The following is a 17,572-nucleotide window of genomic DNA, read 5'->3' on the forward strand; positions in this document are numbered from 1 at the left end:
CCGAACCGTGGGGCAGGTCAGAGTGTCAACCAGCCCTGCAGCAGTCCCGTAGGCCCGTCGGCGGCAGGATGGGAAGTGCGACCTACACATCCGCGCCGAGAGAGACCTACCCCTCATGAGCCACGCTAACGCCCCGTTGACCCCTGCCGGCCGTCTTCGCCTGGTCCGGCGGTGTCAGTCCCGTCCGATCGCGCATGTCGCCGCGGAGGCCGGGATCGGCCGGCAGTGCCTGAGCAAGTGGAAGGCCCGCTACGACCAGCTCGGCGAGGTCGGACTGCTCGACCGCTCCAGCGCTCCGTTGTGGCGCCTGGACATGACCAAGGTCTGAACCGCGGCGCACGGGTGGGTCTCCCTGCACGTCGCAGTCGACCGCTGCATGAGGGCGGCCGCCGGCTGGGCCATGGACTTGCGCACACGCGATGACGAGGCCATCGCGTGCGGGAAAGCTGCGGTCCTGTCTCGGGTCGTGGCGCCGGCCGGTTGACGCTCGGGACCGACAACGGCAGCCAGTTCGCCGGGACGCACCGCTTGCGCCTGTCCGCCCGCGGGGACAACCACCGCCGCGGCGGCTACCGCGACCCCGAGTCCCAGGCCTTCATCGAGTCCTCGTTCGGCCAGTGCAACAAGCGGTGCGCCCGGCGCACCGAGTGGGAGTCCGTCAGGCCGCCCGCGCCGAGATCACCGACTCCATCGAGGCCTAACATCGCCGGCCCCACTCCGGGCTGGCCTATCGCGAGGTCGCCCGCACCTGGGCCGGCCCCGAACCCCTACACACCACAGCGACCTGACCCGTCAACGCGGGCGGGGTCCACGTCACCAGTCACCCGGTTAACCAGCCTCCCGGGTCAGTACGTACACCTAGCCCCGACGTCGTGTACTTTCCGAGTGAGTGGGCCAATCACCCTGTGTAGAGGAGGTGCCCGAGTGAGCGCAGAGCAAGTCCTCCAGGCTCGCAAGTACTTCTCCGACACCTACATCTGGCCCGCGCAGCCAGCCGGCATCCGGCCCGAGATATGGCTCAGGAATTTCGAGCCGGCGGAACAGGAGCATGCGATCGCGCTTCTGAAGGCCTTCGTCTATTTCAACAAGCAATTCTCAGAGCAACTATTGAAGTCATCCGTCAAAGCGGTGGCAAAGACATTGAGTGCGCCCGGCGATTCGTATGCTCTCCAGAAAGAAATGTGGCGCCGGTATCGGCAGAACTTCGTCTTGACTTACCCCACAGGTGAGGATCCGAATCCGACCGATTCCGGGCAGATGTACTCCCGATGGTCGCGGCAGCTCCTGGGAATCGACGAGGATCAAATACTAGAACCTTCTGCGGCGCTCGAACGCGCTTTGCGATGGGGCGCCGATGTTCTCTTCGTCGACGACTTCGCGGGTTCTGGGCAGCAGTTCATCGACACCTGGAAGCGCGAAGTCAGCATCGGCACAGAGACCGCTTCATTCGCTTCGCTCGCGGGTAGAGGTTATACAGGACGTCTCCACTATTGTCCGTCGATCTGCACCACTTATGCCCTTGGGCGCATTCAACCCGTTGCACCAAACGTCCGCGTATGTGCGTCCCACTATCTTCCACCAGAGGCATCATTGGTGCACCCCCGGTCGCTATACATTGAACCCCGGTTGGCCTCGGATATGTCGGACCTACTGATCGAGGTGACCCGTCGCTCGGGACTGCGCTTCTGTGCCGTTGGCCCGCACGGCTTCCACAACCTCGGCCTCGGCGTCGCATTCGAACACTCCGTGCCGGATGCCACTCTCCCGGTGTTCTGGCACTCGTCCGATGACTGGAAGCCATTGAGAAGGCGGCGCTGACTATGGCGGAATCTGAGACCGCGATCACTCACCTGCATGCCGTATTCGGGGGCGTTCGCGCAGAGTACTTCAGGGAAGAACTGTTTGAGCTGTTCACAGCGCCCTCATATTGGCCGGAACTGCGCACTCCTCGGCCTTGCTTCCTTATTGGAGGTCGCGGAACAGGCAAGACTACGGTTCTTCGTGGGCTGTCTTATCAGGGGCAACGGGTCCTGGAAGGCGATAACCCGGCCGACTGGAGCCACGTCGGACTCTACTGGCGGGTCGACACAAACGTTGCGTCGGCATTTCAGGGTGGCACAGTCGACGAGGACCGATGGATGCGCATTTTCGGCCACTACGTCAATCTTCGCCTAGCAACAGCGATCGTGGAGTTCCTAGAGTGGGCGCCAAAGAACACTGCCTTGAGCGAAACTGACCTGCAGATTGACTTCGCGGATGTGTGCACTTCGCTGTCGATGCCCGCCGTCGAGAGCGTATCCGAGTTCAGTCGGTCCTTGAAGAGGGCCCTCCTTGAGTTCGAGACCGCGGTCAACAACATCGACGACGGAAGGGTCCCAACCCTCTCGGTGCAAGGGCGACCACTTCAGCAACTCCTCGAGGCGATTGACGCAGCCGGTCCGCTCAGGAACAAGACCTACTACTTTCTCATTGATGAGTTTGAGACCCTCTCCGACTATCAACAACGCTGCGTAAACACGCTCATTAAGCACTCTGGCGACTCCAACTACACGTTCAAGATCGGTGTTAAGGAAACGGGGCATCGCGAGAGGGCAACCACCAACCTCAGGGAGACCCTGGTGGAACCGGCGGACTTCGCCACCATCGACATACGCGCCTCACTCAAGGACAGAGACTTCGCTACATTCGCAGAGAGAGTGTGCGCGCAACGGCTAGCGCGGATTCCCGAGACCGGCGACCTCGAAATTGCTGCGATCCTCCCCAGCATTTCTATCGAAGAAGAGACGCGGCTTCTCGGCGGAGAGCTCAGGGCCGAGCGGTTGCGGACTCGACTGACGGGGGGATCGCTTGAGAGTTTCGAATCATTCACCCTACTCCAACAAGTGTTCGCCGGGTACTGGGCTGAGAGTCGCGACGAGCCTCTAGACGAGACGGTTCGTGAGTTTGCGGGGAATCCTCGCCTATGGCGGGACCGCGTGAATAATCATGGCTACGCCATGCTATTCACGTTGCGCCGCGGGGTCCCAGGAAGAAAGAAGTACTACGCCGGTTTTGAAACGTTCGTGACGCTGGCCGACGGGAACATCCGCTACTTGGTCCAGCTGGTGGGCGAGGCACTGCAAGCTAACCTCGCTAAGGGCAAGGCGCTCGATGCGCCTGTCGATGCGTCAACGCAGACCGAGGCAGCGCAGGAAGTTGGTCTGCGGGCGCTAAAGAACATGCCAGGGGCATCGACCGAGGGCGCCCAGATGACGAAGCTCATCCTGTCCCTCGGTCGAGTGTTCGGGGTGATGGCTAGCCACCCGGAGGGGCACGCGCCCGAGGTCAACCAGTTCCGGGTCGAGAAGGGCGACGATGAGTGGACACTGCGCCTTTTGAATTCTGGCGTAATGCAACTGGCTCTGAGTCGTTTTCCCGGCGACAAGCGGGCAGGTTACTCGGGTGAGACCCGCGAGTGGAACTATCAGTTGCACCCGATCTTTGCACCCTATTTCGTATATAGCCACCGACGGAAGCGCCGCCTAACGTTGAGCGCATCGTTGCTCAGGAAATTGGTCGAGGAGCCAAACAAGGGCATCGAGGCGCTATTGGGTAAGACTGATCGCAGCGCCGATTCGGAGCTTCCTGAGCAGTTGACCCTCTTTGGAGGCTTCTATGGCTCTGCTAGATGAGCCGTTGTTTACGTTCGAGTACGCGCAGGGCGATTTCATGCCGGAAGCCGGCGCCGTGTACTTCCACGGTTCTGTTGACGAGGAGCGCGCGGTACTCGACGGCGACTGGGAGCGCGCCGCCTTGGGTGCGGGAGTCATTCTCGCGTCAGTGGTCGACGAAACCGCCGATTCCGTGCAGGTCCGACTCGGCGATCCCAGATCAACAGGTGCGTTTTCGCTTCGTTCCGAGCAGTCTATTCGGGACCTTCTGGCGTCAATGCCGGACAGGATCTACATTGACGTTACGGCGCTCGCGCATCCGACATGGGCGGTATTGCTTCGCGAGTGTATTGCGCTTGGCAAGGCACATTCGATTGTCTATACGGAGCCGGCCTCCTACAAGCTGGACGATAGCCCCGCCCAGGGTATGGTGTATGACCTCTCCGAAAGGATCGCGGGCATTGCTCCGCTCCCGGGGTTCGCGCGCTTCGGTGCGCCAAGCTCGGAGGAGGGGAATCTTGTAGCACTGCTAGGATTCGAAGGCGCGCGGTTCGCGTATGTGATGAAGACGCTCGAGGTGGGACTAGAGAACGTGGTGCCTATCGTCGGCGTTCCCGGATTTGTCCTACATCATCCGTTCGAGTCGATCGACGGTAATGCTGAGTCGCTTCGGCAGGACTTCTTGCATAGCCGACTGCGCCTAGCAAAGGCAAATTGTCCCTTCGACGCCTTCCACGAGATCTATCGGATCTTCCGGGACGGCGATTGGAGTTATGGGCGGGTTGCTCCAATTGGAACGAAGCCTCACGGTGTAGGGGCGGTTTTGTTCGCGCTCTCCCGGCCCAACTCAACTGAGCTCATTTACGACCACCCTGTCCGCAAGGCCAAGCGCAGCCTTGGCAAAGGCCGTGTTTGCCTCTACGACACTGCGGCGTTCTGTGAGTCTGACCTTTACCATGGTCGTGGCGAGTATGCCGGCTACTGATAATGATTGATCAGCATTACACGCCGCAATGGCTGGCCGAACTAATGGCCAGTCAGGTGCCGTCGGATGCGTCTATTGTCGCTGACTTTTGTGCTGGCGAAGGGGCGCTCCTCGAGGCGGCAGAGTCTTGGCTGCCTGGTGTGAGGATCGCAGGAACCGATCTCGACGGTCGCAATGTGCGCGTGCTCCGGGATAGGCACAGGACCTGGCGCGTGGGTAAGTTGGATCTCCTCTCTATGCACTCCCGTCGTTCCAGCACGATTTTTCGGGCCGAGTTCTATGATGCGGTCCTGCTCAATCCGCCGTTCAGCTACCGCGGCGGTGCGGGGCGGATGGTCCCTGACGGCGAGGGCGGATCGCGGCGCGTCTCGCCGAGTGTCGCGTTCCTTGATGCCGCGATCCCTTCTATCAAGCCTGATGGCGTGGTGATCGCGCTTCTGCCGTTGAACGCCCTAGAGAGCGATCGGGATCGATGGTGGCATCAAAGAGTTGACGCACCGGCGATCGAGGTGATCGACGTACTTGAGCCGCGGAAGTTCCCGGGCGTTGTGGCGCGGATGGCTGTTGTTCGCGTGAGTAGGCGCGTTGTGGCTACACCCGTTGCCACGGCGGGAACTGCGAGGGAACTCACGGAGAAGTCTACGGCCGTGGCTCGGTCAGTCGACGTGGAGATAGTCCGCGGACGGGTTCCAGTCCACGTCGCGAGGACCTGGGTCTCGGGTGAGTCGAGGTTCATCCACACACCGGACCTACGGCGAGGCGTGGTGCTTCCGCAGGCAGTCGTGGGTCCGGCGCATTTGTCGAGCCGCGGGCCGTTAGTGCTGCTCCCGCGAGTAGGCCGCGTTACGCCGGAGAAGGTTGCCTGCTGGGATGGCGGTGAGTCGCTCATCTTGAGCGATTGTGTTTTCGGTCTTCGTCCCCTCCGGAGCGGCTTGGAGTTGGCCTCGCTGCGGGAAGCAATCGTGAGTGATTCGGTCAGCCTCGCGGCCGCCTACCAGGGTTCGTGTGCGCCGTACCTGACGATCGCCCGGCTGAACGCGATCCTGGAAGAGGTCGGACTGGTCGGCTCTCACGTCCCGGCCTCGCCGTAGGTGCCGGGTGGGCCACATCTCTGAGTTCGGCGTGGGGCGTGCACGGGGACGGACGTGCTTAGGTTTCAAGCGGGGGTGGTCAGCATGTGGTCAGCAGGCGAGCCGAGCGGTCGTCATCCGGGGAACTATTCGTACGTATTTCTGCAGTTCAGCGCGGTGGCGAGCGTTCCGGATCGAGTTCCTAGAGGGGGTGTCGACTGTTTGAGTCCGCCAAGGCGTACAGAGTGTTGATCCAGATCGCGCACTCTCAGTCAAGGCCCCGGTCCGTACCGCTGCGACGGGAGATCTGCTGCGCGTACTGGTCGAGCACGTTCAGGATCCCTGAGTGCTGCCAGATGCGGTTGCGCTTCATCCCCGTGTGTTCGGTCAGGACTCCGGCGTCGGTGAGTTGCGCCAGCGCGCGCTGCGCGGCGACCTCGTTCGTCCCGAGGCGGTCGACCAGCAGTCGCGCGTTGACCACCGGGTTCGAGACGAGCAGGGGAACGACCCGCCAGGCGGAGGCCTGCGACCGCAGCCGTCGAGCCGTCAGGGCCTCGCGGGCCGCGTCGACCTGAGCGGCCAGGTCGTCGACGAGTCTCTCGCCGGTGAAGGCGGCGTACCGGCTCGCGCGCGTGAACTGCTCGACGATGGGCCGAGCGTCACCGCGGCGGTACGCGCCGAGCGCCGAGAAGTACGCCTCGGTGTCGGTCAGGAGCCCAGCTGATACGGGCGCCGTCGTGCGGGTCATGACGCCCTTGCCGCGCAGGATCGCGTGGACCAGCGCCCGACCCGTGCGGCCGTTGCCGTCCGCGAACGGGTGGATGGTCTCGAACTGCGCGTGGGCGATGGCGGCTTGGACGATGACGGGCACGTCGTCGCGAGCCAGGTAGCGGACCAGGTCGTCCATCGCCTGGGGCACCTGCTCGGCCTGGGGCGCGACGTGCGACGCGCCCCGCGGGCTGATCCTGCTCCGACCGACCCAGACCAGCTCGTCGCGGTACTTGCCTGCGTGGTCTTCCCAACCCCGTTGCCGGCCCAGCAGCCGGGCGTGCATCGCGAGGATGGCGCTCTCGTCGAGGCGGTCGGCGAGAGCGAGCGCGGCCTCCATCGTGCGGACGTTGGCAACGACGATCTTCGCGTTCTCGCTGCCGGCCTGGTCGATCTCGGCCAGGGCGAGCTGGCGGGCGCCGACCGTGAGGTTCTCGATCTGCGACGACGAGGCCGACTCGGTGCGCAGCAGGATCGACGACATCGGGCCGAGCGTCGGGCTCTCGGCGCCGAGCTTCGTGCTCGCGTACAGGTCGAACCGTGCGAGCGCCGCGGTCGCCTCGTCGACGTCGGCCCCCAGGTCCGAGGGGATCGTCACGGCGTGGTCGGCGATCCGCGCGGGCACGCTCGACTCGTACGGGCCCGAGGCGCTCGAGAGCTGGGCGCGCGAGCTCATGCCGTCGGTCTGCGCGAGCCAGGTGTGCGACTCCTGCGCCATCGCGGGAACCGCGAGGGGCTCAGCTTCCGTTGCCACATCCCCACTGTACTTACAGTTTTAGCAAAAGTGTTAGTAAGGACGGTCGCTCTCTCACGTCAGGCTCAGGGCTCGCCGCTCGCTCGAGCTCTGGAGCCCGAACGGGTGGCTCGAACAACGGCACGCCAATCCGACGGGAGGACCTGCGACTCTTCATGGATGGCACTCTTCCGACGCTCGCCAAAGCCCGCAGCGGCGACGCCACCGGCGGCTGACGACCTCGCGACTCTGCTGCTGGAGGGCGAGGACATGCTCGACCGACTGGCGGCGGCACATAGAGATCGGTGGGGCGCCGGATCGGCTGACTCATGGGCGGTCGACCTGAGCGCAGGCACCATCGCGTGGACGTTCGCCGACAAGCGCGTCGTCGCACCCGTGCAGATCCTGGGCAGCTACGTCCAGTCATCGGGCTCGTGGCGGTGGGCCTGGTCGAACGAGGGGATCCCCGTGCGGGTCCGGGCGGACGCGGACCGGCTCCGTTCGTGGGGCGAGGCCGGCGGTCATGCGGCATTCACGGCAGCGGAGCTCCAGGTGGACGAGCAGACCGCGATGACCTTGGCGGCGATCGCTGTCCGGGTCACGAGAGCGACCGGGTTCTACCGGGGTGATCACGGGGCGATCCCCTACATGACGTTCGGGGCAGTGACCATTGAGCCCAACGATGGTGCGCCGTCCACCTTCACCGTCAGCATCCCCGCGTAGGGGGCTCGCCGGGCAGTTACCAGCGTGCGGCGGAGGAGCTGTTGGCCTTGCTCGACGACGACGAGCTGGTCACGCTGGCCCAGATGCTGTGGAAGCTCAGTGCCGGACCTGCGGCCACCGCCGGGGGGCGGGTGACGCGGATTCAGAGCGCCAAGTCACTCGACGGGTGCGATGCGAGGGAGGGAATGTGCGGCTGACGTCGTCTGACGGCGCGTGGGTCGAACTGCGCCCGGTGCGGTACCAGTCCGGACGGGGGAGGCCGCAGGCGGACGGCGGTTTCGACTTCGACGGCAACTGGGTGGTGATCGACGGCCACGTGCGCACCGCGGAAGGGGTCGAGTACTCGTTCCGTGACCCGTGCCTGCTCACCGATGACCTGCGGGAGATCTCGGGGTGGCTGAAGGCGGTCGCCGATCGTCGCGTGCCACCGACTCCATGGCCCGCGGACGAGGCGTCACTGTTGGCATTCACCGAGCCGAACATCGCCTTCAGCGTCCACGCCGACGTGGGGCGCGACATCCGGCTCAGAGTCCACCTCTCGCTTGAAGCCGGCCCACCATCGCGGGGATCGGACCGGCCCGGGCTCTATGAGTACTTCGTCGATCTCAGCCTGACGCCCGACTGCCTCGGCACAGCCGCGGAGGCGTGGGACATGGAGATCGCCGCATTTCCGCGACGGTAGCTGAGGCGACCGAAGCGTCGACTCGGGGTTGGCGCTGGAAGCTGGGCAGGCGGGCGAGGTGTTGCACCAACTCGGGCTCGGCACAGGAGCTGGGAGGTGAACGCGGGGCGGCGCTGCAGGCTGGTGGGTGAAACGCCCGTGAGCGTTGGGGCTCGTCGTGCGCGGCGGCGGTACGCTGCGCGTGGTGTGGTGATCGGGCAGGGCGATGAGTCCGCCCAGCGGTGATCCACCGAGGTGCGCCAGGTGGCGTGTCTCTCTCGGCATGAGCGCGGCCCTGTGGGCGGCGCAGGCTGGCTGCCGCGCTGTGACCCGGCGCCCGTTTCTGGGGCGCCCCGGCACACGTGGCCTTCGTCAGTGGGCTGACACGGCGTCGACCCGGTCTCGGGCGACTGCGGCACGGCGTGCCGCACCGCGGTTGCGGTGTGGCCGCTCGAAGGAGGAGATGTGGCACGTCCCAGCGGGCAGCGCGGGTCCGGTCGTGCGCGCACGGACTCCGGTGGGCAGCGTCGTCGTGCCCCCTCGCGTCCCGCTGAGAAGGAGCTGATCCCGGTCCTCGCCGAGGTCGCCCGTGACGTGGACCGGGCGGTGCAGAAGCCCCCGACGCGCCCCGTGGTCCGCACGAAGTTCCAGGTCGTGGCGTTGCTGGTGCGCGAGGAGCGCGCGCGGGTCATGGCGGACACGGAGATGGGCGGTGCGCGGCGCACCGAGCAGCTGAAGCGGCTCGACGGGGTCGCGACGATGCTCGCGAAGACCGCGGCCCGGGACACGTCCCTGCTGGCGCTGCTCGCCGACGACGCCCGCGTCACCGACGCGGCGCGTGCGTTCAAGGCCACGGTGATGCGCGCGGGCGGGATGGAGCCGCCCGACGAGCCGGAGCCCACCCCGCCGCCCGCACCGACGCCCACCGCCAACAACCAGGTGGTGCCGCGCTCGGTGATCTCGCGACAGCTCGCGAACCCGTTCCTGGCGCCGGACTTCGAGGCCGCGGCCGAGCGATCCGCGGCGCGGGCAAGGCGGCTGGCCGGGTGGGAGCTGCTCGAGCCGCTGTTCCGGTCCTTCGAGTACGCCGCGACGGGTCAGCCCGCGTGCATGGCGCTGCCCGAGCCGCGGCCGGTGCCGCTGCCCGCGGGGCGTGAGCTGATGCCGCACCAGGCGCAGGTGGTCGCCGCCACGTCGCGGGGGCACCGCACGTTCCTGCTCGCCGACGAGCCCGGGCTCGGCAAGACGGCCCAGGCCCTCCTGGCGGCGCAGGCCGCGGACGCGTATCCGCTGCTCGTCGTCGTCCCCAACGTGGTGAAGACCAACTGGGCGCACGAGGTCTCGCTGTGGACGCCGTTCCGCCGGGCCACCGTAGTCCACGGCGACGGTGAGCAGGTCGACGCGTTCGCCGACGTCGTGATCGTGAACTACGAGATCCTCGACCGGCACGTGGGCTGGCTCGGGGACTTCGGGTTCCGCGGGATGGTCGTCGACGAGGCGCACTTCATCAAGAACAAGTCCTCGCAGCGCTCCCAGCACGTGCTGAACCTGTCCGAGCGGATCCGCACCCGCACGGCCCGGCCGCTGCTGATGGCCCTCACCGGCACGCCGCTGATCAACGACATCGAGGACTTCCGGGCGATCTGGCAGTTCCTCGGCTGGATCGACGACGCGAAGCCGCTCGGCAAGCTCATGACCGCGCTCGAGGAGACCGGCCTGACGCCCGCGGACCCCGGCTTCTACGCCGCCGCGCGCGCCAGCGTGATCGACATGGGCATCGTGCGACGCCGCAAGGCGGACGTGGTGGCGGACATCCCCGCCCGCCGGGTCGCGGACCTGCCGGTCGAGCTCGACGGCGCCGTCGGCCGGTCCATCCGCGCCGCCGAGGAGGCGCTCACCAACCGGCTCGTCCAGCGCTACCGGGCGGCGATCGAGAACCGCGGCGACGGCGCGATCGTGGGCGGGATGATCGACCACGACCTCGTCCGACGAGTGGCGGCCGGCGAGCTCAAGGACTCCAGCTCGAAGGCCAGCGGCGAGAACGTGTTCACGATGGTCCGCCGGATCGGGCAGGCCAAGGCCGGGCTGGCCGCGGACTACGCCGCGCAGCTCGCGCGCAACGTCGGCAAGGTCGTGTTCTTCGCCAAGCACGTCGACGTCATGGACCTGGCCGAGCAGACGTTCGCCGACCGCGGCATCCGCTACGCCTCGATCCGCGGCGAGCAGACGACGAAGGCCCGCGAGAAGGCGATCACCGCGTTCACCGAGGACCCCGAGGTCGAGATCGTCGTGTGCTCGCTCCTGGCCGCCGGTGTGGGGCTGAACCTGCAGGTCGCGTCCAACCTGGTGCTCGCCGAGCTGTCCTGGACCGACGCCGAGCAGACGCAGGCGATCGACCGCATCCACCGCATCGGCCAGTCCGAGCCGGTCACCGCGTGGCGCATCATCGCCGCGCAGACCATCGACGCCAAGATCGCCGAGCTCATCGACAGCAAGTCGGCCCTCGCGGCCCGGGCGCTGGACGGCGCCGACGACGAGGACGCGTCGTCGTCCACGGACGTCCAGCTCGAGACGCTCGTCAGCCTGCTCACCGACGCCCTCACCACCGACACGGTGATCTGACCCGCGCACGCTCGATCTCATCCTGCGGCGGGCAGGGGGCTCGCGGGTCGCGGGTGCTGCCAGAGTGAGGCATGCCGCGTGCGGGAGTCGTCGAGTTCCGACTGTGGCCGCCGGTCGCGATCGGGGCGCCGCTGCTCGTCGGCTGGCTCGTGACCGCCGTCGCGGGTGACCCGGTGACGCTCGGCGGCTGGCGGGTTCCCGTCGGCTGGGCGCTGGTCGTGGCGTTCGCGGCGTGGAACGGCTGGGCGTTGTGGCTGTTCCGTCGCCACCGCACGGGCCTCCTGCCCGGCCAGGAGACGCGCGCGATGCTCGAGGACGGCCCGTTCGGCGTCTCCCGCAACCCGCTGTACGTCGGCCTGCTCGGCCTCTACGTCGGCCTGGCGCTGCTGGTCCCGACGTTCTGGGGACTCGCCCTGTTCCCGGCTGCGGTGCTGCTGGTCCTGTGGGGCGCGATCCTCCCGGAGGAGCGGTTCCTGCACGAGGCCTTCGGCCCGCCGTACGACGACTACCGCCGCCGGGTGCCCCGCTGGCTGGGACCCCGCCGACGCTGACGACCGGGTGAGGCTCGGGCGTCGGCCGCGTCAGAGCGCGTTCGTGACGCGGAGCATGTGCGCGTCGACCGCCGGGAGCAGCCGTCGACGTAGCTCGTTGGCGGCGCCGTCCTCGTCGTCGACGCCCGACAGCGCGCCCCGGATCGCACCCGGGATGGAGTCCGCGAACCAGGCCGCCCGGTCGATCACGTCCTGCGCACTCAACCCGATCTCGTCGGCGAACCGCGTCCATTCTTCGCGGCCGATCCGGTTGATGCGGAACTCGCCTCCGACGCTCATCGACAGGACCCTGTCCGCAGGGCTGTCGTAGGCCAGACCGGTGGCCACGTCGTACAACGGCGCGAGCTCGACCTGCCCGCCCGCGAGCAGGAGTGCGTAGTTGCGGGCGTGGGCGTCTGGGGCGGCGACCACCGTGTTGAAGATGACCGCGTCCACGAACCGCTGCGCGTTGCGCTCCGCCTGGGTCCTGTTCCACGCGCTCTCGCGCAGCAGGTGAAGGATCTCGCGGACACCGGGTCCGCCGTACTCCTCGTACTTCTGCGAACGCCCGAGCGCCTGGCACACGTCCTCCTGGTGGACGCGTGTGAGGCCTGCGGCGTCGCGACGCCGGTCGAACCGCGTGACGATGACGGCGGGTTCAGTCTTGAACTCGACGTAGTCGGTGTCGGCTACGTCGAGCCCACACGCGGCGGCCGCACGCATCGTCACGTGCTCGACGAGCGCCTGGTACGCGAGCTGGCGGATCCCCGGTTTGAGGATGTGGCTGGTCGCCTCCGCACCCTTGGCCTCGAACCATCGTCCGCCCTCCCTGCGGAGGGCGAGCTTGTTCTGGGCTCCGCCGAGCGACCAGTGCTCGCCCGGCATCGTCCAGGAGGTTTCCTCGCTCATGCGGAGGGCGGCGAGGCGCTGCGCGATGTCGCCGTCGGCGACGGGCACGAGCTCACCCGCCCTGTCGATCGTCGCGTCGACGTCGTCGGGGAGGCAGAACTGCACGGCTCCCGCGCAGTCCTTGCCGATGGCTTCCAGCATCGCCAGGACATCGTCGGGATCGGCCCCCGTGTGGCGGGCGATCGCGGCCATGGTGGCGTTGCTCTCAGGCAGAAGCGCTCTGACGAAGGTCAGCACCGCGTCGCCGGCGTGCGACCGGCTGTCGGTCGGCAGCGAGAGCGACAGCGGTGTACGGCCGAGCTCGCGCGCGTCTTCCGTGTAGGTGAGTCGGATCGCTCCGGCACGGGTGCGCTCGACGTGGCCGACGAGCCGACGCTCCAGGATGACGGCGAGCGTCGGGCTCATTCCTGCTCCCCGAGGTCGTCGCGGATCATGAGGGAGGCATCGAGGGCGTCGAGCACGCGCAGCAGTCTGGCCAGCTCGAGTCCAGGCCGATCGCCGCGCTCGACGTCGATGAGCCATGCTCGCGAGACGTCCGCTGCCTCGGCGAGCTGGGCCTGCGTGAGGCCGCGGTCGTTGCGCAGTCGACGCACGGCCGAGCCCAGCCGTGTGAGTGAGCGGGCGGGGAGGGTGCGCTCCATACGTGTCACAGTACCGTGACGCTGCAGCAATGTCACGGTTGCATGACATTGCTGCAGCGTCATAAGTATGTGACACCGCAGGAGCGGGGGGCCTACGACGAGCGGGCGGCCAGGTTCTGCAGGAGGAGGGCCTGGGCGACGACGAGGTGCTCGATCTCGGACGGGTCGACGCTCTCGTCGCTCGCGTGGATGCGGGACTTCGCGACGTCCTCGGGCCCCCACAGGATGAACTCGGCACCTGGCGAGGCGGTCTGCAGCGTGCGCAGCAGCGGGATGGACGCGCCGGACCCGGCCTCGCCGACGGGCTTGCCGTACGCCTGCTCGAGCGCGTCGCGCGCCGCGGCGTAGGCGGGTCCGTCGGTCGGGCACGTGAACGGGGGAGCGGCCTTGGTGCGGCGGACCTCGACCTGCGCGCCCCACGGCGCGTGCGTCTCGAGGTGGGCGACGAGCGCGTCGAGCTCGGCCTCCGGGTCGGAGCCGGGGACGATCCGCATGGACAGCTTGGCGCGCGCCTCGGGGATCAGGACGTTCGACGAGCCCGCGACGCTGGTCATGTCGACGCCGATCGCGGAGACCGACGGGTTGCCGTAGAGCCGTTGGCCGATCGTCCCGGTGCCCATGAGCGTGACGCCCTCGACCACGTCCGCGCCCGCGCGGAACTGGTCCTCGGTGAGGTCCTCGCCGATCCACGGCACGCGCGAGACCCCCTCGACGGCGACGTCGCCAGCGTCGTCGTGCAGGGTCGCGAGCAGGCGCGCGAGCGCGATCATAGCGTCGGGCGTGGGTCCGCCGTAGACGCCCGAGTGCAGCGGGTGCTGGAGCGTGGTGACGGTGACCTCGCAGGCCACGTCGCCGCGCAGCGCGGTGCTGAGCGCGGGCTGGCCGACCTCGAGGTTGCCCATGTCGCACACGACGAACGCGTCGCACGCGAACAGCTCGGGGTGCGCCTCGACGAAGGCCTCGAGGTTGCTCTCGGTCTCCTCCATGCCCTCGAGCACGAGCTTGACCGTGCACGGCGGGTGGCCGTCGAACACCTGGAGCGTGCCGAGGTGCGCGACCAGCCCCGACTTGTCGTCGGCCGCACCACGGCCGTAGATGCGCCCGTCGTCCTTGCGGGTCGCGGTCCACGGGTCGCTGGTCCAGCCCTGCTCGGGCGGCGCGGGCTGCACGTCGTAGTGCGCGTAGAGGAGCACCACGGGTGACCCGGGCGGGCCGGGCAGCTCGGCGTAGATCGGCGGGTAGCCGCTCGGGACCTCCATGAAGCGTGCGTCGGTGAAGCCGACCTCGCGGAACAGCTCGAGCGTGCGGTCGGCCATCCGGTGCACCGGCTCGGGCGGGTAGCCCGGGAACGCGACGGACGGGATGGCGACGAGCTCGGCGAGCCGGTCCAGCAGCGACGGCATCAGCGCGGCCGCCCGGGCGGCGACCTCCTCGGTCTGCATGAGGTGCTCCTCCTAGTAGAAGATCGCGCCGATCGCGGCGCCGACGAGAACGCTCGTCACGGTCATGACGACCATGGGCAGGAAGAAGCTGTGGTCGAGCAGCTTGGTGCCGAGCTTCGTCGTGCCGGTCAGGTCGAAGTTCGCGGCGGCGATCTGCGTGCCGTTGGCCGGCAGCGTGTAGACGCCGTTCAGCGCGCCCGCCCACATGCCGGTGACGAGCCCGGGGGACAGGCCCGCCGCGAGACCGATCGGCACGATGGTCCGCGTGGCCGTCGACTGGCTCGTCGTGAGCGCGGCCACCAGGAACACGGCGAGCGCGAAGATCACCACGTAGTCGTTCACCCAGCCGCCGATCGTCTCGACGATCACGTCCTGGTGGGCGGTGATGAACGTGGCCGTGAGCCACGCGATGCCGAACAGGGCGATCGCGGCGACCATGCCCGCCTTGAACACCGACATCTCGGGGACGTCGCCGACCTTGGGCCTGCCGAGGAACAGGATCGCGACGCCCACCGCGAACATGACGATGATGATCGTCGTCGTCATGTCGATCGGGACGCTGCCCTCGCCCTCCACCTCGAACGCGGGCCGCAGGTCGGGGAACAGGCCCAGCACGACGATCACGACGACGCCCGCCAGGAACGCGAGCGCGGAGTTGCGCCCGCGCGTCGTGGACCCGGGCAGCGACCCGGCCGAGGCGGCCGATCCGGCCGCGCCGGCCGAGGTGCCCGCGTCGCCGGATGCCGGCGTCGCACTCGTCGCCGGCGCCGCCGACGCCGCGACGAGCTCGGCACGCGACGGCAGGAGCCCCGCCTCGATGCGCGCCTGGACCTCGGGGTCGTCGTCCAGCTCCTTGCCGACCCGGTTCATGACGAGCGCCGTCACGACGATGCCCACCACGCACGCCGGGAACGTCACGGACAGGATCTGCGGCAGGCTGAACCCGAACGGCTCGACGTCGGTCAACGTGAGCATCGCGGCCATCGCCGCCGACACCGGGGACGCCGCGAGCGCCATGCCGGACTGCACGACCGTCACCGTCAGCGGTCGCGACGGCCGGATCCCGTTGCGGTAGGACACGTCGTAGATCACGGGCAGCAGCGGGTACAGGATGTTGCTCGTCCCGGACCCGACCGAGAACAGGAACGCCGTCAGCGGTGCGATCAGCGTGATCTGCTTCGGGTGGTTCTCGATGACCCGCGCGGCGACGCCGACCATCCAGTCGACCCCGCCCGCCGCCTGCATCATCGACGCCGCGGTCACCACGGCCAGGATGATGAGCATCGCAGCGCCCGGCGGCTCACCCGGCGCCTCCTGGAAGACGAACACCAGGATCCCGACGCCCAGACCGCCCCACAGGCCGACCCCGACGCCACCGGCCCGCGTGCCCATCACGATGCACCCGAGCACCACCAACGCCTCGAGAACGAAGACCACGTCCACGCCGCTCCTCCTTCGTCCCGCCCGCTACCCCGCCTCGCACGGGGCGGCGAGGTCCTGCCGCAGGGTCTCGGCCGCGACCAGCACGTCGCCGAGCTGGTCCTCGACGAGCGGGCGCGCGGTGGTCAGCGCGTCGGGGCCTGCGGCGACGACGGTCGCGCGCAGGTCGGCGACCGCCTCGCGCAGCGTCGCGGCGTCCCTGCGCGCGGTCCCGTCCGCCGCCGCGACGGCCTGGGCGGCCTCGGCCTGCAGTGCCTCGAGCGCGGCCCGAGCCTCGTCGGCCGTGACCGTCGCGGGATCCAGGTCCCGCACGGCCTGCGCAGCGTCACGAAGGCCCTCGACCTGCGCGCACACGTCGGTCGCCTTCGCCTGCTCCGCCTGGGACGCGCACCCGGCCAGCACGAGCCCCAGACCGATCCCGACGAGCGTCGCACCGCACCGCACCCGACGGGTGCGGGCGAGCACGGCGTGACCCCGAGCCGTCATGACCGCTCCGTCCCCTTGCCCCGCTGCTGCGGGCCGTTGCCATTGTCCGGACGACGACGAACCCGCGACCTCACCCGTGCCGGGTGAGCACCGGCGGCGAGATCCAGGCCGTGCGGCTCGGGCTTGCCGGGTGCGGGACCTGACGTAGGCCGCGCGCGCCCTCGGCCGGGTCAGACCGTGGTCGGACCCGGCAGGGCCCGGATCGATGCTCCAGGACGACGCCGGGCGCCGCGCACGCCGGTGATCCTGGGCGCATGCCGTTCACGCTGTCGCACGCTGCTGCCGTCCTCCCGCTCGCGCGCGGGCCGCTGGTCCCCGCCGCGCTCGTCGTCGGGGCGATGGCGCCGGACGTGCCGTACTTCGTGAAGCTGCCCCGGTACGCGGGTGCCTGGTACGAGCCGTTCGTCAACGCGACGACGACGCACCACTGGCCCGGTGCGCTGACGGTCGCGGTGCCGACCGCCGCGGTGCTGCTCGCCCTGTGGTGGCTGGTGCGGGCGCCGCTCGTCGCGCTCGTGACCAGGCAGCGCGTGCACCCGGGGTCCGCCGAGCGTGCCGGGCGGCTCGAGCGCGCCGGGTGGATCATCGCGTCGCTGGTGCTCGGCGTCGCGACGCACGTGCTGTGGGACTCGTTCACGCACGGCGACGGCTTCCTGGTCGAGCGGGTCGACGCGCTGCGGGAGCCCGCGTTCGGGGGGATGGACGTCGCGCGCGTGCTGCAGCACGTGAGCACGGTCGTCGGGCTCGTGGTGCTCGCGGTGTGGGCCGCGCGGGCGTTCGCGCGGTGGCGTCAGCGCGGGGGCCGGGTCGAGGTGTCGCGCACGAGCGCGGCCGTGCTGGTGGGCGTCGCGGTGCTCGGGCTGGCCGCGGCGGGGCTCGCGGTGGCCCGGGGCGTCGCGCAGGACGAGCCGG

Annotated in this window: 15 protein-coding genes and 1 pseudogene; 10 read left to right on the top strand and 6 right to left on the bottom strand. The window is 68.5% G+C overall.

Annotation, left to right across the window (positions count from 1 at the left end):
• Nucleotides 1-115: 115 nt before the first annotated feature.
• The 5 genes and pseudogenes from CWIS_RS06650 to CWIS_RS06665 form a co-directional block, all read left to right on the top strand.
• Nucleotides 116-298 (top strand): annotated as a pseudogene (locus CWIS_RS06650) (leucine zipper domain-containing protein); the annotation flags it as partial.
• A gap of 626 nt (nucleotides 299-924) precedes the next feature.
• Complete coding sequence (locus CWIS_RS18315; RefSeq protein WP_156186579.1) at nucleotides 925-1,818, top strand: hypothetical protein; 894 nt, start codon at nucleotides 925-927, stop codon at nucleotides 1,816-1,818.
• 320 nt (nucleotides 1,819-2,138) lie between these two features.
• Nucleotides 2,139-3,671: a hypothetical protein gene (locus tag CWIS_RS06655; RefSeq protein ID WP_053071592.1), complete on the top strand. Its 1,533-nt coding sequence runs from the start codon at nucleotides 2,139-2,141 to the stop codon at nucleotides 3,669-3,671.
• Between the two features lie 4 nt (nucleotides 3,672-3,675).
• A complete protein-coding gene (locus CWIS_RS06660; protein WP_156186580.1) occupies nucleotides 3,676-4,635 on the top strand; it encodes a hypothetical protein in 960 nt (319 codons plus the stop codon).
• 212 nt (nucleotides 4,636-4,847) lie between these two features.
• Nucleotides 4,848-5,726, top strand: coding sequence for a hypothetical protein (locus CWIS_RS06665; RefSeq protein ID WP_369796503.1), 879 nt, complete (start codon nucleotides 4,848-4,850; stop codon nucleotides 5,724-5,726).
• Between the two features lie 247 nt (nucleotides 5,727-5,973).
• Here CWIS_RS06665 and CWIS_RS06670 read toward each other — a convergent pair whose 3' ends face one another.
• Nucleotides 5,974-7,227: a Fic family protein gene (locus tag CWIS_RS06670; protein WP_231583704.1), complete on the bottom strand. Its 1,254-nt coding sequence runs from the start codon at nucleotides 7,225-7,227 to the stop codon at nucleotides 5,974-5,976.
• 159 nt (nucleotides 7,228-7,386) lie between these two features.
• Between CWIS_RS06670 and CWIS_RS06675 the strand changes: the two genes are divergently transcribed.
• The 4 genes from CWIS_RS06675 to CWIS_RS06690 all read left to right on the top strand — a co-directional run bounded on the left by CWIS_RS06675 (nucleotide 7,387) and on the right by CWIS_RS06690 (nucleotide 11,763).
• Nucleotides 7,387-7,929: a DUF6882 domain-containing protein gene (locus CWIS_RS06675; protein WP_048342490.1), complete on the top strand. Its 543-nt coding sequence runs from the start codon at nucleotides 7,387-7,389 to the stop codon at nucleotides 7,927-7,929.
• A 187-nt stretch (nucleotides 7,930-8,116) separates the two neighbouring features.
• On the top strand, nucleotides 8,117-8,611 hold the full coding sequence (locus tag CWIS_RS06680) for a hypothetical protein (RefSeq protein WP_048342491.1): 495 nt from the start codon (nucleotides 8,117-8,119) through the stop codon (nucleotides 8,609-8,611).
• Between the two features lie 444 nt (nucleotides 8,612-9,055).
• Nucleotides 9,056-11,212 (top strand): DEAD/DEAH box helicase, encoded by a 2,157-nt coding sequence (locus tag CWIS_RS06685; RefSeq protein WP_048342492.1) that lies wholly within the window; start codon nucleotides 9,056-9,058, stop codon nucleotides 11,210-11,212.
• A 71-nt stretch (nucleotides 11,213-11,283) separates the two neighbouring features.
• Complete coding sequence (locus CWIS_RS06690) at nucleotides 11,284-11,763, top strand: isoprenylcysteine carboxylmethyltransferase family protein (RefSeq protein WP_053071593.1); 480 nt, start codon at nucleotides 11,284-11,286, stop codon at nucleotides 11,761-11,763.
• A gap of 30 nt (nucleotides 11,764-11,793) precedes the next feature.
• On the opposite strand, the gene CWIS_RS06695 is transcribed toward CWIS_RS06690, so the two are convergent.
• From CWIS_RS06695 to CWIS_RS06715, 5 genes are read right to left on the bottom strand one after another with little or no spacing between them, the layout of a single operon-like run.
• Nucleotides 11,794-13,056, bottom strand: a complete 1,263-nt coding sequence (locus CWIS_RS06695) for a type II toxin-antitoxin system HipA family toxin (RefSeq protein WP_048342493.1) — start codon at nucleotides 13,054-13,056, stop codon at nucleotides 11,794-11,796.
• Complete coding sequence (locus CWIS_RS06700) at nucleotides 13,053-13,328, bottom strand: helix-turn-helix transcriptional regulator (RefSeq protein WP_231583706.1); 276 nt, start codon at nucleotides 13,326-13,328, stop codon at nucleotides 13,053-13,055. Before CWIS_RS06700 ends, CWIS_RS06695 begins: the two co-directional genes overlap by 4 nt.
• A gap of 56 nt (nucleotides 13,329-13,384) precedes the next feature.
• Nucleotides 13,385-14,734, bottom strand: a complete 1,350-nt coding sequence (locus tag CWIS_RS06705; RefSeq protein ID WP_048342495.1) for a M20/M25/M40 family metallo-hydrolase — start codon at nucleotides 14,732-14,734, stop codon at nucleotides 13,385-13,387.
• Between the two features lie 12 nt (nucleotides 14,735-14,746).
• Nucleotides 14,747-16,177, bottom strand: coding sequence for an anaerobic C4-dicarboxylate transporter family protein (locus tag CWIS_RS06710; protein ID WP_048342496.1), 1,431 nt, complete (start codon nucleotides 16,175-16,177; stop codon nucleotides 14,747-14,749).
• Nucleotides 16,178-16,201: 24 nt separating this feature from the next.
• Nucleotides 16,202-16,660 (bottom strand): hypothetical protein, encoded by a 459-nt coding sequence (locus tag CWIS_RS06715; protein ID WP_156186582.1) that lies wholly within the window; start codon nucleotides 16,658-16,660, stop codon nucleotides 16,202-16,204.
• Between the two features lie 254 nt (nucleotides 16,661-16,914).
• Here CWIS_RS06715 and CWIS_RS06720 point away from each other — a divergent pair.
• Nucleotides 16,915-17,572: DUF4184 family protein (locus CWIS_RS06720; RefSeq protein WP_053071594.1), on the top strand; the 658-nt coding region annotated here is incomplete at its 3' end.

Source organism: Cellulomonas sp. A375-1 (assembly GCF_001040865.1).
Lineage (GTDB): Bacteria > Actinomycetota > Actinomycetes > Actinomycetales > Cellulomonadaceae > Cellulomonas > Cellulomonas gelida.

Coding starts and splice junctions, on each gene's coding strand:
- CWIS_RS06655 (WP_053071592.1), top strand. CDS start 2,139: ATGCGCATTTTCGGCCACTACGTCAATCTTCGCCTAGCAACAGCGATC.
- CWIS_RS06675 (WP_048342490.1), top strand. CDS start 7,387: ATGGCACTCTTCCGACGCTCGCCAAAGCCCGCAGCGGCGACGCCACCG.
- CWIS_RS06690 (WP_053071593.1), top strand. CDS start 11,284: ATGCCGCGTGCGGGAGTCGTCGAGTTCCGACTGTGGCCGCCGGTCGCG.
- CWIS_RS06695 (WP_048342493.1), bottom strand. CDS start 13,056: ATGAGCCCGACGCTCGCCGTCATCCTGGAGCGTCGGCTCGTCGGCCAC.
- CWIS_RS06705 (WP_048342495.1), bottom strand. CDS start 14,734: ATGCAGACCGAGGAGGTCGCCGCCCGGGCGGCCGCGCTGATGCCGTCG.
- CWIS_RS06715 (WP_156186582.1), bottom strand. CDS start 16,660: ATGACGGCTCGGGGTCACGCCGTGCTCGCCCGCACCCGTCGGGTGCGG.